General features: G+C 61.5%; 23 protein-coding genes. 2 read left to right on the forward strand and 21 right to left on the reverse strand.

Going from position 1 to position 24,986, the window contains the following annotated elements:
- Positions 1 to 27 precede the first annotated feature (27 nt).
- The gene (locus AC1RR7_RS04670; protein WP_493071034.1) at positions 28 to 1,179 is read right to left on the reverse strand and encodes an acyl-CoA dehydrogenase family protein; all 1,152 of its coding nucleotides are present in this window, start codon (positions 1,177 to 1,179) and stop codon (positions 28 to 30) included.
- Between the two features lie 3 nt (positions 1,180 to 1,182).
- Positions 1,183 to 2,289, reverse strand: coding sequence for an enoyl-CoA hydratase/isomerase family protein (locus AC1RR7_RS04675; protein ID WP_102620042.1), 1,107 nt, complete (start codon positions 2,287 to 2,289; stop codon positions 1,183 to 1,185).
- 280 nt (positions 2,290 to 2,569) lie between these two features.
- Between AC1RR7_RS04675 and AC1RR7_RS04680 the strand changes: the two genes are divergently transcribed.
- Positions 2,570 to 3,049 (forward strand): hypothetical protein, encoded by a 480-nt coding sequence (locus AC1RR7_RS04680; protein WP_493156334.1) that lies wholly within the window; start codon positions 2,570 to 2,572, stop codon positions 3,047 to 3,049.
- Between the two features lie 33 nt (positions 3,050 to 3,082).
- On the opposite strand, the gene AC1RR7_RS04685 is transcribed toward AC1RR7_RS04680, so the two are convergent.
- The 9 genes from AC1RR7_RS04685 to argH all read right to left on the reverse strand — a co-directional run bounded on the left by AC1RR7_RS04685 (position 3,083) and on the right by argH (position 12,470).
- Positions 3,083 to 3,769: an HPP family protein gene (locus tag AC1RR7_RS04685; protein ID WP_493156336.1), complete on the reverse strand. Its 687-nt coding sequence runs from the start codon at positions 3,767 to 3,769 to the stop codon at positions 3,083 to 3,085.
- A gap of 159 nt (positions 3,770 to 3,928) precedes the next feature.
- The gene (locus AC1RR7_RS04690) at positions 3,929 to 5,107 is read right to left on the reverse strand and encodes an MFS transporter (protein ID WP_096821474.1); all 1,179 of its coding nucleotides are present in this window, start codon (positions 5,105 to 5,107) and stop codon (positions 3,929 to 3,931) included.
- Between the two features lie 16 nt (positions 5,108 to 5,123).
- Positions 5,124 to 6,476, reverse strand: coding sequence for an MmgE/PrpD family protein (locus AC1RR7_RS04695; protein ID WP_493064874.1), 1,353 nt, complete (start codon positions 6,474 to 6,476; stop codon positions 5,124 to 5,126).
- Positions 6,473 to 7,363, reverse strand: a complete 891-nt coding sequence (locus tag AC1RR7_RS04700) for a polysaccharide deacetylase family protein (protein WP_493156338.1) — start codon at positions 7,361 to 7,363, stop codon at positions 6,473 to 6,475. Before AC1RR7_RS04700 ends, AC1RR7_RS04695 begins: the two co-directional genes overlap by 4 nt.
- On the reverse strand, positions 7,356 to 8,204 hold the full coding sequence (locus AC1RR7_RS04705; protein ID WP_102620037.1) for a polysaccharide deacetylase family protein: 849 nt from the start codon (positions 8,202 to 8,204) through the stop codon (positions 7,356 to 7,358). The genes AC1RR7_RS04700 and AC1RR7_RS04705 overlap by 8 nt, the downstream gene beginning before the upstream one ends.
- Positions 8,205 to 8,453: 249 nt before the next feature.
- Positions 8,454 to 9,278 carry an ABC transporter substrate-binding protein gene (locus AC1RR7_RS04710; protein WP_249486042.1) on the reverse strand — a complete coding sequence of 275 codons (825 nt, stop codon included), beginning with the start codon at positions 9,276 to 9,278 and terminating at the stop codon, positions 8,454 to 8,456.
- Positions 9,279 to 9,317: 39 nt separating this feature from the next.
- Complete coding sequence (locus AC1RR7_RS04715) at positions 9,318 to 10,082, reverse strand: amino acid ABC transporter ATP-binding protein (RefSeq protein WP_096821469.1); 765 nt, start codon at positions 10,080 to 10,082, stop codon at positions 9,318 to 9,320.
- Positions 10,083 to 10,102: 20 nt separating this feature from the next.
- Positions 10,103 to 10,981, reverse strand: a complete 879-nt coding sequence (locus tag AC1RR7_RS04720) for an amino acid ABC transporter permease (protein WP_096821468.1) — start codon at positions 10,979 to 10,981, stop codon at positions 10,103 to 10,105.
- Between the two features lie 61 nt (positions 10,982 to 11,042).
- Positions 11,043 to 12,470: an argininosuccinate lyase gene (gene argH, locus AC1RR7_RS04725; RefSeq protein WP_102620035.1), complete on the reverse strand. Its 1,428-nt coding sequence runs from the start codon at positions 12,468 to 12,470 to the stop codon at positions 11,043 to 11,045.
- Between the two features lie 297 nt (positions 12,471 to 12,767).
- On the opposite strand from argH, the gene AC1RR7_RS04730 reads away from it, so the two are divergent.
- On the forward strand, positions 12,768 to 13,733 hold the full coding sequence (locus tag AC1RR7_RS04730) for a LysR family transcriptional regulator (protein WP_096821466.1): 966 nt from the start codon (positions 12,768 to 12,770) through the stop codon (positions 13,731 to 13,733).
- 1 nt (position 13,734) lies between these two features.
- Here AC1RR7_RS04730 and AC1RR7_RS04735 read toward each other — a convergent pair whose 3' ends face one another.
- The 10 genes from AC1RR7_RS04735 to arnB form a co-directional block, all read right to left on the reverse strand.
- Entirely contained in the window at positions 13,735 to 14,253 is a 519-nt protein-coding gene (locus tag AC1RR7_RS04735; protein ID WP_493156340.1) for a GNAT family N-acetyltransferase, read from the reverse strand.
- Between the two features lie 62 nt (positions 14,254 to 14,315).
- Positions 14,316 to 15,914 (reverse strand): ArnT family glycosyltransferase, encoded by a 1,599-nt coding sequence (locus AC1RR7_RS04740; RefSeq protein WP_493156342.1) that lies wholly within the window; start codon positions 15,912 to 15,914, stop codon positions 14,316 to 14,318.
- On the reverse strand, positions 15,911 to 17,290 hold the full coding sequence (locus tag AC1RR7_RS04745; protein WP_096821463.1) for a UDP-glucose dehydrogenase family protein: 1,380 nt from the start codon (positions 17,288 to 17,290) through the stop codon (positions 15,911 to 15,913). Before AC1RR7_RS04745 ends, AC1RR7_RS04740 begins: the two co-directional genes overlap by 4 nt.
- Entirely contained in the window at positions 17,287 to 17,700 is a 414-nt protein-coding gene (gene arnF, locus AC1RR7_RS04750) for a 4-amino-4-deoxy-L-arabinose-phosphoundecaprenol flippase subunit ArnF (protein WP_102620032.1), read from the reverse strand. The genes AC1RR7_RS04745 and arnF overlap by 4 nt, the downstream gene beginning before the upstream one ends.
- A complete protein-coding gene (gene arnE / locus AC1RR7_RS04755; RefSeq protein ID WP_065257283.1) occupies positions 17,697 to 18,041 on the reverse strand; it encodes a 4-amino-4-deoxy-L-arabinose-phosphoundecaprenol flippase subunit ArnE in 345 nt (114 codons plus the stop codon). Before arnE ends, arnF begins: the two co-directional genes overlap by 4 nt.
- Positions 18,038 to 19,687 carry a lipid IV(A) 4-amino-4-deoxy-L-arabinosyltransferase gene (arnT, locus tag AC1RR7_RS04760; protein WP_096821461.1) on the reverse strand — a complete coding sequence of 550 codons (1,650 nt, stop codon included), beginning with the start codon at positions 19,685 to 19,687 and terminating at the stop codon, positions 18,038 to 18,040. Before arnT ends, arnE begins: the two co-directional genes overlap by 4 nt.
- The gene (gene arnD / locus AC1RR7_RS04765) at positions 19,684 to 20,568 is read right to left on the reverse strand and encodes a 4-deoxy-4-formamido-L-arabinose-phosphoundecaprenol deformylase (RefSeq protein ID WP_096821460.1); all 885 of its coding nucleotides are present in this window, start codon (positions 20,566 to 20,568) and stop codon (positions 19,684 to 19,686) included. The genes arnT and arnD overlap by 4 nt, the downstream gene beginning before the upstream one ends.
- A complete protein-coding gene (arnA, locus tag AC1RR7_RS04770) occupies positions 20,568 to 22,559 on the reverse strand; it encodes a bifunctional UDP-4-amino-4-deoxy-L-arabinose formyltransferase/UDP-glucuronic acid oxidase ArnA (protein WP_493156344.1) in 1,992 nt (663 codons plus the stop codon). Before arnA ends, arnD begins: the two co-directional genes overlap by 1 nt.
- Entirely contained in the window at positions 22,556 to 23,581 is a 1,026-nt protein-coding gene (gene arnC / locus AC1RR7_RS04775) for an undecaprenyl-phosphate 4-deoxy-4-formamido-L-arabinose transferase (protein ID WP_096821458.1), read from the reverse strand. Before arnC ends, arnA begins: the two co-directional genes overlap by 4 nt.
- Positions 23,578 to 24,726 (reverse strand): UDP-4-amino-4-deoxy-L-arabinose aminotransferase, encoded by a 1,149-nt coding sequence (gene arnB, locus AC1RR7_RS04780; RefSeq protein ID WP_096821457.1) that lies wholly within the window; start codon positions 24,724 to 24,726, stop codon positions 23,578 to 23,580. The genes arnC and arnB overlap by 4 nt, the downstream gene beginning before the upstream one ends.
- Positions 24,727 to 24,986 lie beyond the last annotated feature (260 nt).

Below are 24,986 nucleotides of genomic sequence, written 5' to 3' on the forward strand. Positions count from 1 at the left end.
CTCACACCACACCCGATTCCAGACCTATCACAACTGATAGTTCTTCAACTCCCGCGCAATCACCATCCGCTGTATCTCGCTGGACCCCTCATAAATCTGGGTAATCCTCGCATCCCGGTAATATTTCTCCACCGGGTAATCCTCCAGATACCCATACCCGCCATGAATCTGAATCGCTGAAGAGCACACCTTTTCAGCCATTTCCGAAGCAAACAGCTTGGCCTGCGAAGCTTCCGACAGACACGGTTTGCCTGCCGTACGCAGCCGTGCCGCATGCAGGATCATCAAGCGTGCCGCGTTGATCTGCATCTGCATGTCCGCCAGCAGGTTGGCGATGCTCTGGTGCTCGATGATCGCCTTGCCGAACTGCACCCGATCACGGGCGTAACCCAGCGCCGCTTCAAACGCCGCACGGGCGATGCCAAGTGCTTGCGCCGCGATGCCGATGCGTCCGCCTTCCAGGTTGGAAAGGGCAATCGCCAAGCCTTTACCGCGTTCACCCAACAGATTCGCTTCGGGAATGCTGCAATGGTTCAGCGTCACCGCGCAGGTGTCGGAAGCACGGATGCCCATCTTGTGTTCGGTGCGGTCGACGATGAAACCCGGTGTATCGGTCGGCACGAGGAACGCCGAGATACCGCGCTTGCCCAGATCCGGATCGGTCACCGCAAACACGATCGCCAGTTTCGCCCGTTTGCCGTTGCTGACAAATTGCTTGGCGCCGTTGATCACCCATTGCCCGTCACGCAGTTCAGCGCGGGTGCGCAGGTTGTGCGCTTCGGAGCCGGCCTGGGGCTCGGTCAGGCAGAAACAGCCGATCACCGCGCCACTGGCCAAGTCCGCCAGCCAGGTCTGTTTCTGTTCTTCGCTGCCGTAGTTGAGCACCGGCCCGCAGCCCACCGAGTTGTGAATGCTCATGAACGCGCCGGTAGCGCCGTCACCGGCGGAAATCTCTTCCACCGCCAGCGCATAGGCCACGTAGTCGACATAGGTGCCGCCCCATTCTTCCGGCACCACCATGCCCAGCAGGCCGAGTTCGCCCATCTTCGCCACCAGACCGTCATCGATCCAGCCGGCCTTTTCCCAGGCTTGGGCGTGGGGGGCGATTTCGCCACGGGCGAAGTCCCGGGCCATGTCGCGGATCATTACCTGGTCTTCAGTCAATTCGAGATCGTGCATGGCTCAGCTCCCGCTCTCAGCGAAACCGTGGAAGAAACTCGCGATGTGCTCGGCGTGCAGCGCGGCAAGGCTCGGCGGGTTCCAGCGTGGTGATTTGTCTTTGTCGATCAGCAAGGCGCGCACGCCTTCGATCAGGTCGCCGCGTTCGAACCACTGACGATCCAGATGCAGTTCGAGGGCGAAGCAGTGTTCCAGGCTCAGGTGCCGGCCGCGACGCAGCATTTCCAGGGTCACGCCCATGGCCAGCGGCGAGCGGGTTTCCAGCAGGTCGGCGGTGGTGGTCGCCCATTCATGGCTGTCGGCGACGGTCACGGCACGCAACTGCTCGACGATGCTCGGCACGTCGGGCAACGCGAAGAAGTGATCGATGGCCGGGCGCAAGGCTTCAAGCGGCGCATCCGGCAGGGTTTGCACGGCGTGGCGGGCCAACAGGCTTTGCAGGTCTTTCAACGGCGTGTCGTGCCATTGCAACTGATCGAGTTGCTCGTCGAGGGTGCCGAGTTTGCTGCTGTCCAGATACCAGTCGGCGAGGCCGCAATACAGCGCATCCGCCGCACGAATCTGCACGCCGCTGACGCCCAGGTAAATGCCCAGTTCGCCGGGAATGCGCGGCAGGAAATAACTGCCGCCGACATCCGGGAAATACCCGATGGCCACTTCCGGCATTGCCAGTCGGCTCTTCTCGGTGACCACCCGCAGATCGGCGCCTTGCACCAGGCCCATGCCACCGCCAAGGACAAAGCCATCCATCAGCGCCAGCACCGGTTTGCGGTAGTGGTGGATCGTCAGGTCGAGGGCGTATTCCTCGACGAAGAAATCTTCATGCAGCGTGTCGCCGCTTTTATGGCTGTCGTACAGGGAACGAATGTCGCCACCGGCACAGAAGGCTTTCTCGCCGGCACCGCGCAGCACGACCGCGTGGATATCGGCATCAGCGGCCCAAGCGTCCAGGTATTGCTGGAGCTGGCGCACCATGTCGAGGGTCAGGGCATTGAGGCCGGCGGGGCGATTGAGGGTCAGATGACCGATGTGATTGCGAACCTCGGCCAGCACTTCGTGTGGCGTGGCATCCATGGACGAAGTCCGCGGGGATGAAGCCTGAGCAGTCATCACTAACTCCCTGCTTTTATTGTCTTTATTCGAGAAGCTCGCGCGCGAGCGTTACCGGATCGTAACAGTGCAAATTTGCCGTGTACAACGGGGATATGTGCATGGGGTGTCTGCATTTTTGCCTTGACCACAAAATGAAAAATTGTGGCCGGAGCGCTGGCGCCTGCTAGGCTGCGCGGCGGTTGCGACGAGCCGGCAGACAGACCTTCGCTTCAATAGCGTCTGCAACAGAACCCCAGAGTTTTTTTCACCAGAGCTCAACGCGCAATGGAGGCGCACCATGTCAATAACAAGGTATTCAACAGGCAGACTGATCGTTGTGTTGCTACTGCTGCTGACGGTTATCAATGTCGCAGCGTGGGCGTTTGTCCTGCGTGGCGGGCTTTCCAGGGTGTATGGCATGGAGATGATCAGGACCAAAGAACCCTTGCTGATCGCGGGGCGTGGCGATGATGAACACTATTACGTGCTGCCCGTCAGCACGACGCTTTATTACGACAAAAGCTATCCCGAAGGTTTTAGCCGTTACATGGTCTTTTTCAATCACAAGGGTGTTATTGCCGGCGATCCAGTGCCGATGAAGTCCGAGTATGGAGGATCATTGATTGATCCTCGCTGGTTGTCGAATGTCGATGCCGATACGTTGAAAGACATGTTCAAACGTTTTCCGCTCTCCAAAAAAGACATCGCCGCAGCTATCAAAGCCAATGAAATCACCAAAGAGGATCTGACGGACATCATCCGGTCGATGCCGGATTGATCGCTTGCGGGGCGTTGTCGCCATATGTCGCGCTCAGGTGAACACCTGACCAATGCTCCGCCGCTTGGCATGCAGTTCACTGGCATGAATCAACTGCTCCAGATCCTCCGGCGTGACATCGATAAACGCCTCCATGTCCGCCAGCGCCAGTTTCAGGTCTTCAGCCGTGATGGCCTGCGTATCGATCGGCGCCACGGCGGGCGCGGGTTCGGCCGGGCGTTTCGGGTAGCGGATGCGGGTCAGGTTGTTGAATGCCAGCGCGCTGAGCAGCATGCACGCGGCGCTGAGCATGACCGGTTCCAGGGCTTTCCAGTCCATGGCGATGGTCGTCGGGTCGGCGAGCACCATCGTCAATGCCACCGCGCCGGCCGGTGGGTGCAGGCAGCGCAGCCAGCACATCAGGATCAGTGCCATGCCCGCCGCCAGGCACGCGCTGCCCAGGGTTCGGCCGAGGACGTGGGCCACCAGCAATGCCACGGCGCCCGCACACAGGTAGCCGCCGATGATCGACCACGGCTGGGCGAGGGCGCCGGAGGACACGGCGAACAGCAACACCGCCGAGGCGCCCAGCGGACCGATCAGGTGGTAGGCGACTTCGATGCCGAACACCTGACTGCACGCCCACACACTGAACAACGTGCCCAGCGCCATACCGATGGCGGCGCGGCTCCATTCGGTGGGACGGGTGTTGATGGCGGCGGGCAACCAGCGAGCGAGCATGAAGAACCGATCCTCTTGGGGAAACTGAAGGCAAAAAAAAGGACTTGTCCGTCAATCCGGAAAGTCCTTCGAAGTGTTCCAACTATTGGGGGAGGAACGTGCACAGTGTGCCAAGCAATCTCGATGCTGACAAATTCATATAAATGCATCTTCAATGCATTATTTATGAAGTAAAGCCACTCGCCGTCCGCTCATGAAGCACAGGAATCCGCCCATCGCGGTCAGCGCGCTGAGCGCATAGAACATGGTCGGCGCCGGCGTGTGCATCAGCAGGAAACCGCAGATCACCGGACTCAATGCACCGCCCAATGCTGCGAGGTTCTGCGCGCCGTAATAACTGCCGCGCAATTCTTCCGGGGCCAGGGTGTCGACGAACAGGAACTCCGACGGATAAATGATCATCTCGCCGAGGGTGAAGATGAACATTGCGATGCACCAGCTCACCAGACTGTCGGCGAGGCTGAAACCGATCAGGCCGAGAATGAACAGACTGGTGCCGGCGGCAATCCAGTAGCGCAGTTTTTCCCGGTTGAGAAAGCGGCCGATCTGGTACTGCAACAGGATCACCGCGATGGCGTTGCAGGCGAGCAGGGCGGCCATGGTTTGCAGGGCGCGCTGCGAGTCTTCGACCACCAGCAGGTATTGCGACAGGTACAGGGTGAAGCGCCCGTGGACCACGGTGCTGAGCAGACAGCCGCAGGTGAACATGATCAGCGTGCGGTCGTTTTTCAGGGTAATCAGGGTTTTCAGGAAGCTTTGCGGCTGGCCGATGGCGGCGACCGGGCTGGCGTCCTTGGGAATACCGATCATCAGGAAGATGCTGCCGAAAGCGATACCGGCGGCAATCAGGAACGGCGCAATCGGGTACACCCCGGCGATCACCACACCCAGCATCGGGCCGGTGGCGTAGCCGATGTTGGTCAGGGTGTAGCGCAGGGAAAACGCCTTGGCCCGTTGGCCCATGGGCAGGTTTTCGCTGAGGATCGCCTTGGAGCCGATCAGGAACAACGCCGAGGCGGTTTCGGTGATGACCAGGGTCGCGGTGGTCAGGTACAGGTCTTTGGCGAAGGTCAGCAGCACGAAGCCGACTGCACTGGAGAGCATCGCCAGAATCAGCAACCGACGTTTCTCGAGTCGGTCGATGATGTAGCCGCCGTACAGCGCAAGCAGGGTGGCGATGAACACCGCGATGCCCAGCAACAACCCGACGTCCTGTTGGTTGAGGCCGAGCTTGTTGCTCAAAAACAAGGTGAGCAAAGGACTGGTGATGGCGCGGCTGACGACAATCGTCAGCGAAACGATCATCAGGCGGCGGATAACGAGCGAGTAGGTGGCCACGGAAAATCAAATGTCCTTATTCGGTTAACAGGTGCTCGAGATCGCGCACGGAATCCAGCGTTTGCAGTTGCCGCAACTGCGCCAGCAGCCGTTCAGCCTTGGCTGCTGAACTCACGCGCAACGCCAGACTGAGAAACTTCTCCTCCAGCGCCGCTTCGCTCAACGGATTGCCCGGCGCGCCCAGCGGCACCTCGACACACAGGCTCGCCTGACGCCCGTCGCGGGTTCGAACAATGACCACCGGCTCGCCATCCTCCGACAGACGCTCATCCACTTCAAGGCGAATGCGCGTCAGCCATTGCGCAATGCGCGGATCGTTGCGCGGCTGTTCATCGTAAGCCTCAAGCCGGCAATGGCCGTGCACCAGACGCGCGGCGAGGGCGTAGGGCAGACTCATCTGCGCGGCGGCCAGGCTGCGGGTATCGCGACCGCCGCACATGTCGAGCAGAAACCCGCACAGGTTCACCTGGACGTCTTCCACCTGATCGGCGCCGACCTGCAATTGCTCCAGCAACAAGCCGAGCGCATCGATCGCCGAATGAGTGCCACGGCAGGCGGCGTAGGGTTTGATCGAACAGCGCGCGAGTTTCCAGACCTGTCCCAACTCGGCGTCCAGTGCATCCGGTTGTGCGCTGCCCGACGCGAGGGTCTTGAGAAATCCACCCCAGACATCATCGAACAACACCGATGGCCCGCTGACGCCTTCGCGAGCAAAACGCGCCGCCAGCAGACCACCTTCGGCCGCACGGCCACTGTGCAGTTTCTTGCTTTGCGAACCGTCATGGATGAACGCCCACAACCCGCCGCTGAAACTGCCGGCGATGCCCAGCGCCGATACGGTTTGCCCTGCATCCAGGGCAAAGATCCGCGCACAGGCCGCCGCCGCGCCGAACACGCCGCAGGTGGCGGTGGAGTGCCAACCGGCGCCGTTGTGCGCGGAATAACTGCCGCAGGCTTCCAGAACCCGTCGACCGATTTCGTAGCCGATCACCACGGCGGTGATGAACTCGCGACCGTCCACCGGCCGATCCACCAGCGACAGCGCGGCCATCACCGCCGGCAGCACCACCGCGCCGGAATGATCGCAACCGCCGGTATCGTCCAGTTCCAGCGCATGGGCGGCGATGCCGTTGAGCAATGCTGCATGCCCGGCGCCGACACGCAGTGATGAACCCCAGACCAGTGCGGTGCCCGGTTCGGCGCCGAACACCTGCCGAGCCTGAAGCGCGACCGCACTGTCGGCCCCGGCCAGCGCGGCACCGAAGGTATCGAGAATGTGTCGCTTGGCCTGTTCCACCAACGCCGGGGGCAGATCTTCAAACCGGGTCTCGACGCAAAACTGCGCCAGCCGCTGCATGCGTTGGGTCATACGAGGTAGTCCCGATAATGGCGCTCATACACGGAGGCCGGGTGATCCTGCGCGACTGGCGCCGCCGTTTGCGACCACCATTGTGCGACTTCGGCACCGGTGGCGATCCACACGTCGTCGTGCTGCTGAATGCCTTGCAGCAATTCACGCAACACACCGATACGCCCCGGCGTGGCGATGATTTCCGGGTGCAGGCGCAGCACGTAGCACAGGCCAAAGCGGTGGAACCCGGCGAAGTCCATTTGCAGGTTACCGAGTGTGTGGCTGTAGGAAGCGATCCGCGATTGCGCCGGCGGCACGGCCGGGCTCAGGTTGAAGGCGAAATAGGGTTCGTCTTCCAGTTCGTAATGCAGCGGCAGCTCGACCACGTCGGGCGCGGTCGGGTGACAGAACGGCAGGTCATCGCCACGCCATGAGGAAGACCAGTGAATACCCTGATCTTTCAAGGCTTCAATAAACCCCGGTGCACCGTTGCCCGCAGGAATCCGGAAACCGGTCGGACGCACGCCTGTCAACGTTTCCAGTGCTGCACAACCCTTGGCGACTTCCGCGCTTTGCGCCGCCAGATCCAGCGTGTCGTAATCCTGATGGCGGTAACCGGCACACGCGATTTCATGGCCGTCAGCCTGTATCGCTGCGATGTGCTGTGGATTTTCCTCGGCGACGATGCCGGGCACGAACCAACTACTGCGCACCCCGAGTTCCCTGAACAGACCGAGCAAGCGCTCGACGCCGCGTTGCGTGCCGTAGCGCCACACCGACAGCGTCTTGTCGCGCCCGGCGACTTCCGGGGCCTGGGTGAGAATACCGTGGATGTCGTTGTAATCGACGGACAGCACCACCGCGCAGCGTTTGCCGGCGGGCCAGAGGTTTTCAGCGTCAGCCATGGTGATGCTCCTTCAGCCACCAGCGGGCGACGTCACGGCAGGTGGCGAACCACACGTCATCGCGCTGGCGCATGTGTTCGAAGAGTTTCTCCAGCAACAGGATGCGCCCCGGTTTGCCGGTGATTTTCGGGTGGAACAGGGTGGTCAGGCACAACCCCTCGTCCATCGCGCCGTCGTACTCGCGTTGCCAGTTGTCGAGGGTCAGCTCATAGCTGGCGGTGCGGTCGAGCCCGGACGGGAAGTTCGGTGCGCGGGTGTAGGCGAGGGAGGCGTAGTCGTCCATTTCCCAGCGGCCGGGGATCTCCACCAGCGGGGTGTCGTGGCCGGGGACGTTGACCAGATACGGGCGATCGTCGCCGCGCATGCTGCTGGAATAGATGACGCCGTTGTCGGCCAGCATCGCCGGGGTCTCGGCGCGCCAATCACCGGACGGAGTGCGAAAACCCTCGGCGCGGATGTGCAGGTATTGCCAGAACACGTCGCGGGACTTGTTCATCACGGCCTGCTGCTGGTCCAGCGTCAGGGCGTAGAAAGATTCGTGCTTGTAGCCGTGGTAGGCGACTTCATGGCCGCGCTCGACGATGGCCTGGCATTGTTTCGGCCAGTTTTCCACGACCCACGCGGGGACGAAGAAGGTGGTCGGGATCTTGAAGGTGTCGAGCAGATCGAGCAGGCGCGGCAAGGCGCGGTAGGGGCCGTAGCCGCCGAAGCCAAAGTATTCGGGTTTGTGCCAGATCGAGCCGTTGAGCATCGCGTCGCCGGTCGGGCCGTCGAGGTCGAAGGCCAGGGCGAGGCAGGCTTTGTGCTGGTCGGGCCAGGTGGGTTGTTGAGGGGCGGACATGGGTGTGGCGCTCCGATGGTATTGACAAGCTTTCCCTCACCCCAGCCCTCTCCCGGAGGGAGAGGGAGCCGATTGAGGTGTTCTGGAGGGTTACATCGACCTGAAAAATCGAGTCGAACTCTGGATCTGAAAAGTCGACCTGAAAAACCCAGTCGAGCTCAGGTTTTGAGCAGCATGAAGATCGGCTCCCTTTCCCCCCTCGCCCCCCTTGGGGGAGAGGGCTGGGGTGAGGGGGAGCGATCTCGAGCCTTACTTGCCGGCGTTGATGGTCACTTCCTTGATCGCACCCAGCTCCAGATCCCACTTCTTCAGAATCGCGTTGTAGCTGCCGTCATCCACCATGCTTTGCAACGCCACTTTCACCGCTTCACTCAGCTCAGGTTTCTTCTTGCTCACACCCAGCCCGGTGAACTGCACGGAGATCGGCTGGCCGACCGTCTTGTACATGTCCTTTTCCTGGGTCTTGAGGTACGACAGGGTCTCGCTGCCCTGCATCGCCGCATCAATACGGCTCTGACGCAGTTGGGCACGGGCGTCGGCCGAGCCTTCGGTGCCGATCACGTTGATCGCAGGTTTACCTGCCGCTTCACAGTGTTCCTTGCTCCACGCGGCGATTTCCGCCGGGAACGTGGTGCGGCGGCTGGTGCCGACTTTCTTGCCGCACAGGTCGGTGATTTCGTTGGTCGCGGTGTTCTTCTGCAAGGTGTAGAACTGCGGGCCGCTGGTGAAGTAGTCGACGAAGGTCACGCTGGCCTGACGCTCGGCGGTGTCGGTCATGCCCGACAGCACGATGTCGACGCGGTCGGTGGTCAGGGCGTTGATCATTTGCTCGAAGCCGGTTTCCTGCCACTTGATCTTGATCCCGAGGCGCTCGGCCAAGGCGTTGCCCAGGTCGTAGTCCAGACCGGTGAGCTTGTTGGTGGCCGGGTCCTTGAAATCCATCGGCGGGTAGTTGGGCATGATCGCGACGACGATCTCGCCTTTTTCCTTGATGCCGGCCGGCAATTCGGCGGCGAAGCTGACGCTGGAAGCCATCAGGCCTGCGAGTACTGCTGGGATAACGAAGTTCTTCATGGACGTTCTCTTATGAGTGTTGTGAAGGCCAAAGGGGCCTCAGGTTCGAACGGCAGAAATGAAGCTTTGGGTGCGCGGGTTTTGCGGACTTATTAGTATTTCTTCGGGGCTTCCAGCCTCCACGATCTGCCCGCCGTCCATGAACACCATGCGGTTGGAAACCTCCCGGGCGAAGCCCAGTTCATGGGTGACGACGATCATGGTCATGCCGGTCTGCGCCAGATCGCGCATCACCGACAGCACCTCACCGACCAGTTCCGGGTCGAGTGCCGAAGTGGGTTCATCGAACAGCATCAGCTTGGGTCGCATGGCCAGGGCGCGGGCAATCGCCACCCGTTGCTGCTGACCGCCCGACAACTCGATCGGGTAGCTGTCGCGTTTGTCGGCCAGGCCGACCCGGGCCAAGAGTTCCAGGGCTTCTTCGTGCGCCTCCTTGGGCGAACGCTTGAGCACCTGGCACGGGCCTTCGATGATGTTTTGCAGCACAGTCATGTGCGGAAACAGGTTGAAGCGCTGGAACACCATGCCGGTGGCCAGGCGCTGACGGGCGATCTGCGACTCGTTGAGTTCGTGCAGCTTGTGCCCGACGACGCGGTAGCCCACCAGTTCGCCATCGACCCAGAGGCCGCCCTTGTCGATCTTTTCCAGCTGATTGACGCAGCGCAGCAGGGTGCTCTTGCCCGAGCCGGACGGGCCGATGATGCACAGCACTTCGCCTTGCTCGACCTCGATGTTGATGTCCTTGAGCGCGTGGTACTGGTCGTAATATTTGTTCAGGGCCACAGCCTTGACGATGCTTCTCATGTTCGATTCTCCTGCGCGGCTTACGAGCGCTTGCCGGCGCCGCGAGCGAAACGACGCTCCAGACGGCTTTGACCAAAGGACAGGACGGTGACGGTGGCCAGGTACCAGATACCGGCGACGATCAGCAGCTCCATGACCCGGGCGTTGGCGTAGTAGATGTTCTGGGCGTTGTAGAGCAGTTCCGAGTACTGGATCACGCTCGCCAGCGAGGTCATTTTCACCATGCCGATGAACTCGTTGCCGACCGGCGGAATGATGATCCGCATGGCCTGCGGCAGGATGATCCGGCGCAGCGCTTGCAGGCGCGGCATGCCGATCGACTTGGCCGCTTCGTACTGGCCGGTGTCCACCGACAGCAGGCCGGCGCGCACCACTTCGGCGGTGTAGGCGCCCTGGTTGATGCTCAAGCCGAGCAGGGCGGCCACGAACGGCGTCATCAGGCTCACGGTGTCGAGTTCGAACAGGCCGGGAATGCCGATGGTGGGGAAAATCAGCGCCAGGTTGAACCACAACAGCAGTTGCAGAATCAGCGGCGTACCGCGAAACAGCCAGGTGTAGGTCAGCGCCACGTAGCGCAGGATCGGGTTGGCCGACATGCGCATGATCGCGGTGATCACCCCGAACACGATGCCCAGCGCCATGGCCAGCACGGCCATGATGATCGTGTTGAGCAGGCCCCACATGATCGCTTCGGAGGTCAGGAACTGGCCGATGTACGACCATTCGATCTTGCCTTCGGCGAAGGCCCGCACCAGACCGATGATCGCGATCACAATCAGCGTGGCGAAGAAGATCCGCCCGTAATAGCGCCGTGGCACGTGCTGGTATTGGGTGATGTCGAACTGGTTTTCCGCCAGTTTGCGCTCCGCCTGGAGTCGTTCTGCCTGAGTCTGGCTCATGGTGTTTCTCCGTACACTGTACTTTCAGATCAACCCCCTCCCGATGGGAGGGGGATCCGGCTTAGAGGCGGAAGCCTTGGTAGTTTTCGGTCCACTGTTGCTGCGCAGCGAGGGCGGTTTTCAGTCGGCCGATCTGCTCGCGCACTTGCTGCGGCGCGGTGCCGCCCCAACCGCTGCGGGCAGCGATGGCGGCTTCCAGGGTCAGGCTGTCGCGCACGTCCGCCGTCAGGCGCGGGTCGATTTCGGCCAGCAGCGCCGGCGAGGCTTCCCACAATTCGAGGCTGTGTTTCTCGCAGGCCTGCACCAGCGCCCCGGTGATTTCGTGGGCTTCCTTGAACGGCACGCCGCGCACCGCCAGCCAGTCGGCAACTTCGGTAGCAAGGGTGAAACCCAGCGGCGCCTGACGACGCAGTTCCTCGACGTTGACGGTCATGGTCGCAACCATCCCGGCCATCGCCGGCAGCACCAACAACAAGGTATCGACGCTGTCGAGCACGCCGTTCTTGTCTTCGCTCAGGTCGCGGTTGTACGACAGCGGCAGGGATTTGAGCGTCGACAGCAGGCCGGTCAGGTTGCCGATCAGGCGGCCAGCCTTGCCTCGGGCCAGTTCGGCGATGTCCGGGTTTTTCTTCTGCGGCATGATCGAACTGCCGGTGGCGTAGGCGTCGTCCAGATCGACCCAGCGGAACTGGCGCGACGACCACAGGCAGAACTCTTCGGCCAGACGCGAGATGTTGATCCCGAGCATGCTGGCGATGAACAGGAATTCGGCGACGTGATCGCGGCTGGCCACGGCGTCGATGGAGTTTTCGCAGACCCCGGCGTAGCCCATTTCCTTCGCTGATTGCTGCGGCTGGCGAGCGATGGCGGAACCGGCCATGGCTGCTGCACCGAGGGGCGACAGCGAAGTGCGGTTGTCCCAGTCCACCAGGCGCTGCACGTCACGCAGCATCGATTGGGCGTGGGCCAGCAAGTGATGGGCAAACACGATTGGCTGCGCCTGCTGCAGGTGGGTGAAACCCGGGCAGATGCTGTCGACGTGCTGCTCGGCCTGATTCACCAGCGCCGTTTGCAGGGCCAGGACTTCCACAGCCAGGGTGCGCACGTGATCCCGCAGGAACAGGCGCAGGTCGTTGGCGGTCTGGTCGTTGCGCGAACGGCCGGCGCGCAGCTTGCCGCCCAGTGCACCGAGGCGTTCGGTCAGCAGGCGCTCGATGAAGGTGTGAACGTCTTCGTCGTCCAGCGTCGGGGCAATGCGCCCGGCAGCAAAATCGGCACCGATGCCGTCCAGGGCTTCGATCATCGTGCGGGTTTCCTGCTCGTCCAGCAGGCCGGCACGTTGCAGTTCCCCGGCGTGGGCCTTGGAGCCGGCCAGATCGTACGGCGTCAGGCGGAAATAGCGCTCGGGGCAACGGGACAGGGCCGCCAGGGCTGCGGACGGGCCGCTTTTGAAACGGGCACCCCAGAGACGGTCGGTGGTTTGAGACATTTGTTGTTTTCCTCGTCGGTAACGCGAACTGAAATCGGTGTGCATGGCCTGTCGAACACGCTGAAAAGTGAGCGGACAGAATCAGGCCAAAGCAGTTTTCAAGAGGGCAGTTGCAAAGAGACAAGAGCTGATCGAAGTGTCAGCTTTTAATGTTTGGCGATCAGTGAGTTGGCACTGATGTTCGGGATTTTTTGGCGGTTGCCAAGGCTTGTTTTCTGTGATCATTATTATTAGCCGGCGATGTTTTTGTTGTTGGACACAGATTGTTGAACATTGCGCCAGAGGTAAATCAGCATTATGGAAACCCCACTTTCCAATTCCGGAAACCCGCCGCTGAAAACGGCTCACCGAGCACCGCTGGCCCTCAGCGGACTGGATTTCAAACTGCTCAAGGTGTTCAAGGCCGTGGTCGAGGCGGGAGGCTTCAGCGCCGCGCAAAACGAGCTGAACGTGGGCCTTGCGGCCATCAGCAAGCAGATCTCCGACCTGGAAATCCGCATCGGCATGCGCCTGTGTACCCGGGGTCGCGAGGGGTTTCACCTGACCGAGGAAGGGCGTCTGGTGTATCAGGCGTCGATTGATCTGTTCGCCTCGGTCGACAACTTTCGGGATAGGCTTAGTTCGGCACAGAACGAACTTATCGGCGATCTTGGGGTGGGGGTGATCGACAATACGATCAGTGACCTTAATTCACCGTTAGTTGCAGCGCTTAAAAGAATAAATGAAGAGTCGCCGAAAGTAAGGTTTCAACTTCAGGCCACTCAGCTGGATGAGGTGGAAAGAGGGGTGGTAGAGGGGCGCCTGGTGGCGGGAATAGTGCCGGTCTATCAAAAGCGCGAAGAGTTTGATTATTACCCGTTATATGAAGAACGTTCGGAGGTTTACTGCGCTGTCGGCCATCCGTTGTTCGACATGCCGGAAGCACAAATGAACAGCGACGTGCTGCAGGATTACGAGTGCATCAACCACCGTTACGCGATCCATCGCGACAAACTCAATTTTGCCCGCTACGACAGTTTTTCCGCCTCGGCGACCCAGGTCGAAGCCGTGGCGCTGCTGATCAAGACCGGGCGCTTCGTAGGCTTCCTGCCCCGGCATTACGCGGCCACGCTGGTGGCGGCGGGGCAGTTTCGTGCAGTGCTGCCGGAGCGAATCAACATCGCCACGCCGTTCAATCTGATCCTGCGTCACAACACCGTGCGCAGTCCGTTGGTGAAGGCGTTCGCTCAGGCGTTGGGCGTCGATCTGAAGGCGCCGCTGTAATTCAGCCGAGCATCAATCGCATCGCGCAACGTCGCTCACCGGGCAAACCGTGGGCGATTTCGTCGTTGAGTACCTCAATCAAACGCGGTCCTGCATCCACTTCGTTCAATGGCACAAAACCCATGCGTTGATAGAACGGCGCATTCCACGGCAGGTCGCGGAAAGTGGTCAGTGTGATCGCCTCAAGTTGTTGCCGTCGCGCGTGTTCAATCACGCCCAACAGTAACTTGCGACCGATGCCGCGGCCCTGAAAGTGTTGGCTGACGGACAGTTCCTCGACGTGCAACTGGTTGTCGATTTCAACGGCCCTTAAAAAACCGGCAAGTTGTCCGACAGTATTTTCTGCGACCCATACATGTCCCTGCTCGATGGCCTGCAAATGCTGTGCGGCGTCGGGTACATCGCTGTCGGCCAGCCAGGCCAGGGTCGGGTCGAGGCGGAACAGCTCGGCGGCCGAGCGTTCGATGGCGGGGAGGGTGGCCGCGTTGGCGGCCCGGGCGAGGCGAAGCGTGAATGTCATGCGTTAACTGCCGAAGGCTGTGATCCTGGGAAAGTCCGCAAGATCGCAGCCTTCAACGAGGTCTACAAGGGTTTCAGGTACAACAGCACGTAATCGTTCTTGTCAAAACGCCCGGTCAATACCGGTTGCAGGCCGGCCAGCGGCGTACCTTGCAGCGATTGCAGGTCCTTGCTGTCCATGATCAGCCAGGCCGGGGCATTGAGCGCTTCCAGTTGCTGAACGGTTTCGGTGAACTGCGGTTGCAGGTCCTGTTCGACGTTGACCATGAACTTGATCGCCTTGGCGTCTTTGCCCATGCCGTGCAGCACCAGCGGTGCCGGGTTCTGTTGAACCTGAGCGAACGCAGCGCGACTGAAGGCACGGGTGTCGTAGAGATCACGTTCTACCGGCTCGAACACCGCCGCATAGACCGTCCACAACGCCAACACCGCGCTCAGGGCCAGCACTTCAGCGCGCCAGCGCGATTTCCACAGTCGGGACAACGCCAGCAGTTGCAGCACGCCCAGCACGATCAGCACCGGCATGACACCGGTCAGCACGCCCGGAAACCTGCGCTGCGCCACCAGCAACGCAACCATCAGCAGCGCCGGCGTCAGCAGCCAAAGCCCCTGAATGATCCCGCGCAACCACGCGAACACCTGACCATGAGCCACCTGAAACGGGTACGCCGCGATGATCGCCGCCATCGGCAACATCGGCAGCAGGTAACGTGCCTTCTTCGCCTGTGGAATCGACAGGCCGACCATCACGATCAACCCGGCCGCCGCGCAATATTGCACCAGCCGCAACGCCGGCCCGCGCTGATGCGGTTTGCTCAGCCATGCCGCCGCCAGGACCACCAGCGCCAGTGGATAGGCCAGCGCGTAGTTGCCCAGCGAACTGGTGAAGTAATACAGCGAGCCGCTGACGCCCTCACTGCCATCCATGCGCCCCATGAACTGCATGCGGATCACGTCTTGCAGAAAGGCCTCGCCACCGCTGAGCTTGGCCAGCCACAACAGCAGTCCGACGCAGGCGGCGAGCAGGATCGACGCCAGCACACCGAACACGAACAGCCGTGCCCATTGGCGGTTGAGCAGGTAATAGCTGCAGAGCATGCCGGTCGGCACCACAAGGCCGATCGGCCCGCGGATGCCGAAGCCCAGCAACAACAGGGCAAAGATCAACGGCCAGCGTCGGCCGGAGCCGAAATGGTCGTGTGCGTAGCCCAGGTAGAACACCGACAGCGCCACGGCAGCCAGCATCAGGTCTTGCGACACCGCCCGGACTTCCGTAACGAAGGTGCTGGTGAGCATCAGCAGCGCAATGCTGATCAACGCCCAGCGTTGCGAATGCACCGCCAGCAAGCGGTACATCAACGTCACGATCACCCCGCCGGCGATGGCGCTGGGCAGCCACGCCGTCAGCGTATTGATTGCGCCGAAAGGCAGCGACAACAGCCAGATGAACAGCGTCGAAACCGCCGAATAATCGGCGTACGGCTGGCCATACGTGGTCGGGAATACCGTCGGCCCGTGTCTCAGCATCTCCTGGGCAAACAGTACAAAACGTGAATCGAAGCCAATGGGTGCCTGTCCGTAAACCCCGGCGATAAACAACAACAGTGCCAGCAGCCCTGCGATCAGGGACTGCTGGCGGATGGCAGGCGACAACGGGATCAAGCGACGTCCGCAGTGTTAGGCCATTGTTGCAGCGGGATCGGCAATTTGCGCGAATCCCCACGGCCGATCGGGAAGTACTTGAAGCCGTTGCGTGCCAGGCGATCGGCGTCGTACAGGTTACGGCCGTCGAAAATCACCGGGTCCTTGAGGCGTTGCTGGATCAGGTCGAAGTCCGGGGCCTTGAACTGCTGCCATTCGGTGCAGATGATCAGCGCGTCGGAACCGGACAGTACCGATTCCGGGGTGCCCATCAGCATCAGTTTTTCTTCGTTCGGGTACAGATGCTGGGTTTCCTGCATCGCTTCCGGGTCGAAGGCGCGAACGCTGGCGCCGGCGGCAAACAGCGAATCGAGCAGTACGCGGCTAGGCGCGTCGCGCATGTCGTCGGTGTTCGGCTTGAACGCCAGGCCCCACAGGGCGAAGGTCTTGCCGCGCAGATCACCTTTGTAGAACGCATTGATGCGGTCGAACAGCTTGTGCTTCTGACGCTCGTTGATCGCTTCGACCGCTTGCAGCAGGTCGCTGGAGCAATGTGCCTGTTCGGCACTGTGGATCAGCGCGCGCATGTCTTTGGGGAAGCACGAGCCACCGTAACCGCAGCCCGGGTAGATGAAGTGGTAACCGATGCGCGTGTCGGCGCCGATGCCCTGGCGTACCGACTCGATGTCTGCGCCCAGGTGTTCGGCCAGCTCGGCGATCTGGTTGATGAAGCTGATCTTGGTCGCCAGCATGCAGTTGGCGGCGTATTTGGTCAGTTCGGCGCTGCGCAGGTCCATGAACATGATGCGGTCATGGTTGCGGTTGAACGGCGAGTACAGGTCGCGCATGACATCGCGCACGTCATCGCCTTCGCAGCCGATGACGATGCGGTCCGGACGACGGCAGTCGGAGACCGCCGAACCTTCCTTGAGGAATTCCGGGTTGGAGACGATATCGAACTGCAGTGCACGCCCGGCCTTGTCCAGCGCGGCCTGAATGTGCGCACGCAAGGTGTCGCCAGTGCCGACCGGTACGGTGGATTTCTCGACCAGGATCAGCGGCTGCTCACGATGACGAGCGACGGCATCGCCCACCGACAGGACGTATTTCAAATCGGCCGAGCCATCCTCGCTGGACGGAGTGCCGACGGCAATGAACGCTACGCGACCGTGCTGTACGGCAAACTTTTCATCGGACGTGAAGTGCAGGCGGCTGGAATCCAGGCCTTCACGCACCAGGCTCGACAGCCCCGGTTCGAAGATGCTGACGTGACCCTGGCTGAGCAGTTCGACCTTCTTCTGATCGATATCCATGCACACGACATCATGGCCGACCTCGGCCAGAACCGCGGCTTGCACCAGGCCGACGTAACCGCTTCCAAATACTGTGATTTTCATGGAGCACTCCTCAAATCGGGCGCTTTTGCCGGACGAGTGTTGATAGTGATGACGCCGAGCATGACCAGTGCCACGCCCAGTGATTTGGTAAAACTGAAGGATTCGTTGAACAGCGGCAGACTGGCCGCCAGCAGATACACCAGCGCGTAGCTGATGCTCAGCAGTGAATAGGCCCGGCCCAGCGGCAGGTCGCGCAGGGCGGCGAGCCAGCAGAGCATCGACAGCGCATAGGCGAGAATGGCCGTGAACACCACCGCCAGCGCCGTCAGATCGACGTTGCCGGTGGTCAGCGCGGACAACCATTGTTCAGGCTGCGGCAGGCGCGTCATGCTCCAGCGCATGCCCAGTTGGGCGCCGCTGACCAGCAACACGCTGCCAAGGGCGAAGCCGATGCCGCGTCCCTGGCTCATGACTGTTGCCCCAGCAGTGCCACGCCGCCGATCACCAGTGCCACACCGATCCAGTGCTGGCGATCGATCGGTTCGCGAAACACGAAACGCGCGATCAGCGTAATCAGCACAAAGTTGAGGCTGAGCATCGGGTAAGCGATGCCCACTTCAAGGCGTTGCAGCACCAACAGCCAGACCAGCAGGCCCGAGCCCAGTGCGAACAGGGCCAGCCACAGCCACGGCGAGCGCAGTTTGTCGGCCCAGGACGAGTCGACCCCGCGCCAGCTCTCCACCGCATACTTTTGCGCGACCTGGCCCAGGCACGTCAGCAGACACGCGGTCAGCAACAGCAACCAGCTCATGAAGGATCCTTGGGCAGGACCATGATCACCAGGTTGCCCTGCTCATAACGCGTGCCGTCCTTGGGCAGCAGGTCGACTTCGTGCAGCTCGTCGTCGCCCTTGACCCGCATGACCACGCCGACCGAGCCGGTACGGCGGGCATCACGCACCCACTGCTGGACTTCATCGGTGGTGATCCGCTGTTCGGCGCCTTCAGGGTAGGACAGGCCATATTTCAGCTCGCCCACGGTGTTGTACAACGCCACCTTGGGTTGCTTCAGGCGCCAGGCCAGTGCCGAGGCGGCCCCCAGATCGTTACTCAACAGGTGAGTGGTGCCGGACAGTTCGTCGAGGTGATGCAGGATGAACTGGTCCGGGGTCTTGTTGGCCACCACGGACTTCGGCAACGCGGCCGGCAGCACACCAATCAGCAGCAGGCTGCCGAGGGCCGGAGCCGCCCAGCATTGCAGCGGCAGAAACGCCTGCGCCAGGTTGGCGATGATCCAGCCGATCAGGGCGATGAACACCAGCACCATGCTGTGCAGTTCGTGGTCGTACACCGGTTTTTTCAATTGCAGGTAAACCAGTGCGATCAGCGTGATGACGCCCAGCACCAGGTTCAGCAGGCCATTGACGCTCAGTGCCCGACCTTGTTCCAGACGCAGACGGTCGGCCAGTGCATGACCCAGCAACAACGCCAGCGGCAGCAGGCACGGCAGGATGTAGGTCGGCAGCTTGCCGTTGGCCAGGCTGAAAAACGCCAGCGGCATCACCAGCCACAGCAGCAGGAAGGCAATGCCCGGTTGAGCACGAGTCTGCCAGGCCTGCTTGAAGGCCGGCGGCAGCATGCCGACCCATGGCAGGCTGAACGCGACCAGCAACGGCAGGTAGAACCACCACGGCGCATCGTGTTGAGCGTCGTCACCGGCAAAGCGGCGGATGTGTTCGTGCCAGAAGAAGAACCGCCAGTAGTCCGGCTCCTGCGCATGAACCGCGAGGACCCAGGGCAGGCTGACGATGATCGCGACGGCAATCGCCACCGGACCGTAGATCAGCAGCTCACGCCAGCGCTTCTGCCAGAGCATCCACGGCAGGGCGATCAGCACCGGCAGCAGCCAGGCGAGAAAACCCTTGGTCATGAACCCCATGCCACAGGCCAGCCCCAACACCGCCCAACTGGCCAGACGTTGCCCGGTACTGCGGCTGTCGACGGCAAACCACAGCGCTACGAGGCTCAGGTTGACCCAGAAGGTGAACTGCGGATCGAGGTTGGCGTAACCGGCCTGGCCGGCGACGACGGTAAAGCTCATGTAGAGGAGGGCGCAGATGAAGCTTTTGCGCGGCTCGTTCCACAACCGGCGGGCGATCAGGAAGCACAACAGCACACTCAATCCGGTGCTGAGGGCCGAGGCGAAACGCACACCGAACAGGTTCTGCCCGAACAATTCCTGGCCGAGCGCGATCATCCAGTAACCGGCAATCGGTTTCTCGAAATAGCGCAGGCCCATGAAATGCGGGGACACCCAGTTGCCGCTCAGCAGCATGTCCTGGCTGATCTGTGCGTAACGGGTTTCATCGGGAATCCACAAGCCATGCGTGCCGAGCGGCAGCAGGTAGGCCAGCAGAAAAAGTCCGATCAGCAGCGGCAATGCCCAGCGTTTGCTCATGCGCCTTGCACTCCCAGCCAGCCTTCACGGCCTTCGAGGGCGCCACGTTGCACACGGCCGACAGGCAATGTGTTGAGAAACTCGGGCAGCAGGTCGCCCAAAGGTTTGAACTCGATGTGTCGCTGGCGCGCATCGGCCAGCAAACGGCGAAACTCTTCGGCCATCAGAATCCCTTCTACTTCGGCATGAATGGTGTAGTTGTTGAGGTTGTCCGGACGGAACCGGTCAAGGATGAAGGTGTTGAAGTCCTTCGCCGCCACGGTCGGGCCGACGACCTCGTCGAAGGTCGGCATGTCCACCGGAATCTGCGGCGCACCCACCGAACCATCGGCCAACAGAGGTCGAAACACCTGTTGCCCGCGGCAGTCGCTGTTGTAGCGAAAACCGAAGGTCTCCTTGGCTTCGATCACGCGTTCGTCCGCACGCCAGCCGGCGGCGGCCGAGCACTGGATCTTCTCGCCGATGATGTCGCTCAGGGTGTCGACGCCGCGACGGATCTGCTCGATCAGTTGCGCGTCGCTCCAGGTGCCGGCATTGGCCTGCCAGCCATGGTGATCCCAGGCGTGCAGGCCGACTTCATGACCGGCGTCCCGGGCCTGACGCATCAGGTGCCCGAGATCGCGACCAATCGGCTTGCCCGGCCAGGCGGTGCCGGCCAGCAGAATGTCCCAGCCGTAAAGGCCGGCAGCATTGGAACGGAGCATTTTCCAGAGGAATTGCGGGCGGATCAGGCGCCACAGATGTCGGCCCATGTTGTCCGGGCCGACACTGAAGAAAAACGTTGCCTTGACCTGCGCTTCGTCGAGGATTTCCAGCAGCCGGGGCACCCCTTCACGGGTGCCTCGGTAGGTGTCGACATCGATACGAAGACCTGCCTGCATTAACGCTTGTCCGCGATTTCGAGCATGGCTTCACGCAGGAAGAAGTCGAGCGTGTTGCCGATGGTCTCGCGCATTTCCACGGTCGGCTCCCAGTTCAGCAGGCGCTTGGCGTTGGCGATGCTTGGCTTGCGGTGTTCCACGTCCTGGTAACCGGCACCGTAGAACGCCTTGCTTTCCACGTCGCGGAAACCGGCGAACGGAGGGAAGTTGGAGCGCAGCGGGTGAGCTTCGAACTGACGCAGCAGTTCTTCGCCCAGTTGACGGATGCTGGCTTCGTTTTCCGGGTTGCCGATGTTGATGATCTGGCCGTTGCAGACATCGTTGTCGTTATCGATGATGCGTGCCAGGGCTTCGACGCCGTCAGCGATGTCGGTGAAGCAGCGTTTCTGCTCGCCACCGTCGAACAGGCGGATCGGCGTGCCTTCCACCAGGTTCAGGATCAGCTGGGTGATGGCGCGGGAGCTGCCGATACGGGCCGAATCCAGACGGTCGAGGCGCGGGCCCATCCAGTTGAACGGACGGAACAGGGTGAAGTTCAGGCCTTTGGCACCGTAAGCCCAGATCACGCGGTCCAGCAGTTGCTTGGAGACCGAGTAGATCCAGCGCTGTTTGTTGATCGGGCCGACGATCAGGTTGGAGCTGTCTTCGTCGAAGTTCTTGTCCTGGCACATGCCATAGACTTCGGAGGTCGACGGGAAGATCACGCGCTTGTTGTACTTGACGCAGTAGCGAACCAGTTTCAGGTTCTCTTCGAAGTCCAGTTCGAACACGCGCAGCGGGTTGCGGGTGTATTCGATCGGGGTGGCGATGGCCACCAGCGGCAGGACCACGTCGCACTTCTTGATGTGGTACTCGATCCACTCGGAGTGAATGCTGATGTCGCCTTCGACGAAGTGGAAGTTCGGGTGGTCGCGCAGACGGGAGATGGCGTCGGAACCGATGTCCAGGCCATAGACTTCGTAGCGGTCGTCACGCAGCAGGCGCTCGGACAAGTGGTTGCCGATGAAACCGTTGACGCCCAGGATCAGCACGCGGGTGCGGCGTGGTGCACGGCCGGACTCGGCGCCGCGCAGCAGCGAACCGTCTACCAGACCCAGCTCGTTGGCCAGTTGCGGGCCGCTCAGGTACAGGCCGTTGTCGTTGCGCTGACCGGCGTTGATCACCAGCGAGTCTTCACCGCAGGCGATGCGCAGCGGATCGACGCTGATCACGCGGCCAGGGGCCTGACCGTCGTTGCCCTTGACGACTTCGGCGCTCCAGACGATCAGCTTGTGCTCGCCCACGGCACAGAAGGCGCCCGGGTATGGACGGGTCACGGCACGAACCAGGTTGAACAGCTCTTCGGCCGGCTTTGCCCAGACCAGCTTGCCATCGGCCGGGGTACGACGGCCAAACACGGTGGCCTTGGATTCGTCTTGCGGGGTTTCGGTGATCTTGCCTTGCAGCATGTTCGGCAGGGTGTCACGCAGCAGGTCGCTGGCAGCGGTGCGCAGCTTGGCGTGCAGGCTCAGACCGGTATCGCTGCGCTCGATGGCCACGCGTTGCTGGGCGACGATGGCGCCGGCATCAGCGCGTTTGACCATGCGGTGCAGGGTCACGCCGGTTTCGGTTTCGCCGTTGACCAGCACCCAGTTGGCCGGTGCGCGACCACGGTAGCGTGGCAGCAGCGAGCCGTGCAGGTTGAACGCACCTTTTTTGGCGAGGGCCAGCAGCGGCACGCTCAGCAGGTTGCGGTAGTAGAACGAGAAAATGTAATCCGGGTCGAGCTTGGCGATGCGCTCGATCCACAGCGGGTGGTTGGCGTCTTCCGGCGCGTGCACCGGGATGCCCTTGTTGGCGCACAGTTGCGCAACCGAGGCGTAGAAGGCGTTTTCCTTCGGATCATCGGCGTGAGTGAACACTGCTGCAATGTCGTAGCCGCTGTTCAACAGGGCTTCAATGCCGGCGCAGCCAATATCGTGGTAAGCGAAGACAACGGTTTTTGCACTCATGAGAGAACCTGATCGGAAGAAGTGGAAGTAGAAGAGAGACCATCAACGGTGACCGCAGGTGCCGGGGAGGCCGGCTGACTGCGCAACACCTTTTCAATGAAGAAACGCGGGCGAGCTCGCACGTCGCTGTACATGCGGCCCAGGTATTCACCCAGCAGGCCCATGCCGATGAACTGGCCACCGGTAAACACGAACAGCACCGCAAACAGTACGAAGGTGCCGTCACCGGCCCAGCCAGCGCCAAACGCCAGGCGCAGGATGATCAGCGCAACGGCGAACAGCACACCCAGACCGGCCATGGCGAAGCCGACGATGCTCAGCAGACGCAACGGCGTGGTGGTCATGCAGGTCACCAGGTCGAACATCAGGTTGATCAGGCGCATCGGGCTGTATTTCGAATCACCGTGTTCACGCTCGGCGTGGGCCACGACGATTTCGGTGGTGTGACGGGCGAAGCTGTTGGCCAGGATCGGAATGAACGTGCTGCGTTCGCGGCAGGCGAGCATCGCGTCGATGATGGTGCGGCGGTAGGCGCGCAGCATGCAGCCGTAGTCGCTCATGGCCACGCCGGTGGAGCGTTGCACGGCGAGGTTGATCAGCTTCGACGGATAGCGGCGCAGGGCCGAATCCTGACGGTTACCGCGCACGGTGCCAACCACGTCGTAGCCTTTTTCGGCTTCGGCCACCAGACGCGGGATTTCTTCCGGCGGGTTTTGCAGGTCGGCGTCGAGGGTAATCACCACGTCGCCCTTGCACTGTTCGAAACCGGCCATGATCGCCGCGTGCTGACCGTAGTTGCGGTTGAGAATGACGGCTACGAACGGGCTGTTTTCACGTCCGGCGGCTTCCTCGAGCATGTTGGCTGACTCATCGCGACTGCCGTCGTCGACCAGCACGATTTCGTAGTCATGTTTGAGTTGGGCGCAGGCCGCCTCTGTGCGCCGAAGCAGCTCAGGCAGACTGTCCTCTTCGTTGTAGACCGGGATGACGATCGACACGCATTTTATCGGGTAAGGTCTCACGAGCGTTTGTCCATAAGGGTGGCGATGGCACCGACAACACGATCCAGATCCTGGTCGGTCATGTCGGGGAACAGCGGAATCGAGCACAGCCGCGCCGAGTTCCATTCGGTGTTGGGCAGATACAAATCAGGGTCACGCTGGCGATACCAGGTGTGCAGGTGGGTGGCAATGAAGTGGATACCGGTGCCGATGCCTTGCTCCTGCAAACCTTTCATGAAGGCTTCGCGATCCATCCCGCAGCGCTCGCTGTCGATGCGCAGGATGAACAGGTGCCAGGCGTGCTGCTGGGCGTACTGCGGCACGGCCAGCGGTTGCACGGGCAGACCTTCGAGTTTTTGCAGGTATTGGGTGGCCAGTTCAGTACGGCGGGCGTTGATGGCGTCCAGACGCTGCAGTTGCACCAGGGCAATCGCGGCGTTGATGTCGGACAGGTTGTACTTGAAGCCGGGCTCCATGACCTGGGCCTGCGGCTTGCGGCCACCGGTCAGGCGGTCGTAGGCATCGACGCCCAGACCGTGAAACTTGAGCATGCGTACACGGGCGGCCAGGGCTTCATCGTCGGTGACGAACATCGCGCCTTCGGCGCAGGTCATGTTCTTGATCGCGTGGAACGAGAAGATCGCCGTGCCGTGGGAGCCGACGTGGCGGCCCTTGTAGCGGGTGCCGGCAGCGTGGGCGGCGTCTTCGATGACTGCGATGCCATGCTTGTCGGCCAGGGCATACAACGGATCGAGATCGAACGCGGCGCCGGCGTAATGCACGGGAATGATGGCTTTGGTGCGCGGCGTGATGGCCGCTTCGATGCGGGCCGCGTCGGTCATCAGGGTGTCGCGGTCGACATCGACGAACACCGGCGTGGCGCCGAGCAGGGAAATCATGTTGCCGGTGGAGACCCAGGTCTGCGAAGGCGTGATGACTTCATCGCCAGGGCCAATGCCCAGGGCCAGCAGGGTGATGTGCATCCCGCCGGTGGCAGACGACAGTGCAACGGCGTGCTTGCAACCCACGTACTGCGCGAACTGTTCTTCAAGTGCCTGGTTTTTCGGCCCGGTGGTGATCCAGCCTGAACGCAGTACCTGTTCGACGGCCGCAATTTCCTCATCGCCAATACTCGGGCGGGAGAAGGGGAGAAACGCCTGACTCATGGACACCTCATTGCGATAAAAATGGACAGATCCATCTGTTCATCGGATCCAATCCCAGCGTAGACACAAAAAACGGGTTTTGCATCAACGAGTTGCTGGAGCAGCAAGACGTCGGGGGTTGGTTGACTTTTCAGGCGTTGCCCGGCAGGTTGGGCGGTACCGACTGAGGACCTATCCACCTAAGGTTATTCCCGATTTTGTGAAAGGAATATGAAAAACCGGTCGGTGAATCGTTTATCTGGAATTCATACAGCCGCTGT

The organism is Pseudomonas sp. GW821-FHT11G12, from assembly GCF_058808055.1.

Bases quoted from the DNA above. Each gene is read 5' to 3' on its own strand.
- AC1RR7_RS04685 (WP_493156336.1), bottom strand. From the start codon at position 3,769: ATGCTCGCTCGCTGGTTGCCCGCCGCCATCAACACCCGTCCCACCGAA.
- arnB (WP_096821457.1), bottom strand. From the start codon at position 24,726: ATGAGTCAGGCGTTTCTCCCCTTCTCCCGCCCGAGTATTGGCGATGAG.
- arnF (WP_102620032.1), bottom strand. From the start codon at position 17,700: ATGAGCCAGGGACGCGGCATCGGCTTCGCCCTTGGCAGCGTGTTGCTG.
- AC1RR7_RS04700 (WP_493156338.1), bottom strand. From the start codon at position 7,363: ATGGCTGACGCTGAAAACCTCTGGCCCGCCGGCAAACGCTGCGCGGTG.
- AC1RR7_RS04735 (WP_493156340.1), bottom strand. From the start codon at position 14,253: ATGACATTCACGCTTCGCCTCGCCCGGGCCGCCAACGCGGCCACCCTC.
- AC1RR7_RS04720 (WP_096821468.1), bottom strand. From the start codon at position 10,981: ATGAGCCAGACTCAGGCAGAACGACTCCAGGCGGAGCGCAAACTGGCG.
- arnD (WP_096821460.1), bottom strand. From the start codon at position 20,568: ATGCAGGCAGGTCTTCGTATCGATGTCGACACCTACCGAGGCACCCGT.
- AC1RR7_RS04670 (WP_493071034.1), bottom strand. From the start codon at position 1,179: ATGCACGATCTCGAATTGACTGAAGACCAGGTAATGATCCGCGACATG.
- arnT (WP_096821461.1), bottom strand. From the start codon at position 19,687: ATGAGCAAACGCTGGGCATTGCCGCTGCTGATCGGACTTTTTCTGCTG.
- AC1RR7_RS04675 (WP_102620042.1), bottom strand. From the start codon at position 2,289: ATGACTGCTCAGGCTTCATCCCCGCGGACTTCGTCCATGGATGCCACG.
- AC1RR7_RS04695 (WP_493064874.1), bottom strand. From the start codon at position 6,476: ATGACCCAACGCATGCAGCGGCTGGCGCAGTTTTGCGTCGAGACCCGG.
- argH (WP_102620035.1), bottom strand. From the start codon at position 12,470: ATGTCTCAAACCACCGACCGTCTCTGGGGTGCCCGTTTCAAAAGCGGC.
- AC1RR7_RS04710 (WP_249486042.1), bottom strand. From the start codon at position 9,278: ATGAAGAACTTCGTTATCCCAGCAGTACTCGCAGGCCTGATGGCTTCC.
- AC1RR7_RS04715 (WP_096821469.1), bottom strand. From the start codon at position 10,082: ATGAGAAGCATCGTCAAGGCTGTGGCCCTGAACAAATATTACGACCAG.
- arnA (WP_493156344.1), bottom strand. From the start codon at position 22,559: ATGAGTGCAAAAACCGTTGTCTTCGCTTACCACGATATTGGCTGCGCC.
- arnE (WP_065257283.1), bottom strand. From the start codon at position 18,041: ATGAGCTGGTTGCTGTTGCTGACCGCGTGTCTGCTGACGTGCCTGGGC.
- AC1RR7_RS04745 (WP_096821463.1), bottom strand. From the start codon at position 17,290: ATGAAAATCACAGTATTTGGAAGCGGTTACGTCGGCCTGGTGCAAGCC.
- AC1RR7_RS04680 (WP_493156334.1), top strand. From the start codon at position 2,570: ATGTCAATAACAAGGTATTCAACAGGCAGACTGATCGTTGTGTTGCTA.
- AC1RR7_RS04730 (WP_096821466.1), top strand. From the start codon at position 12,768: ATGGAAACCCCACTTTCCAATTCCGGAAACCCGCCGCTGAAAACGGCT.
- AC1RR7_RS04705 (WP_102620037.1), bottom strand. From the start codon at position 8,204: ATGTCCGCCCCTCAACAACCCACCTGGCCCGACCAGCACAAAGCCTGC.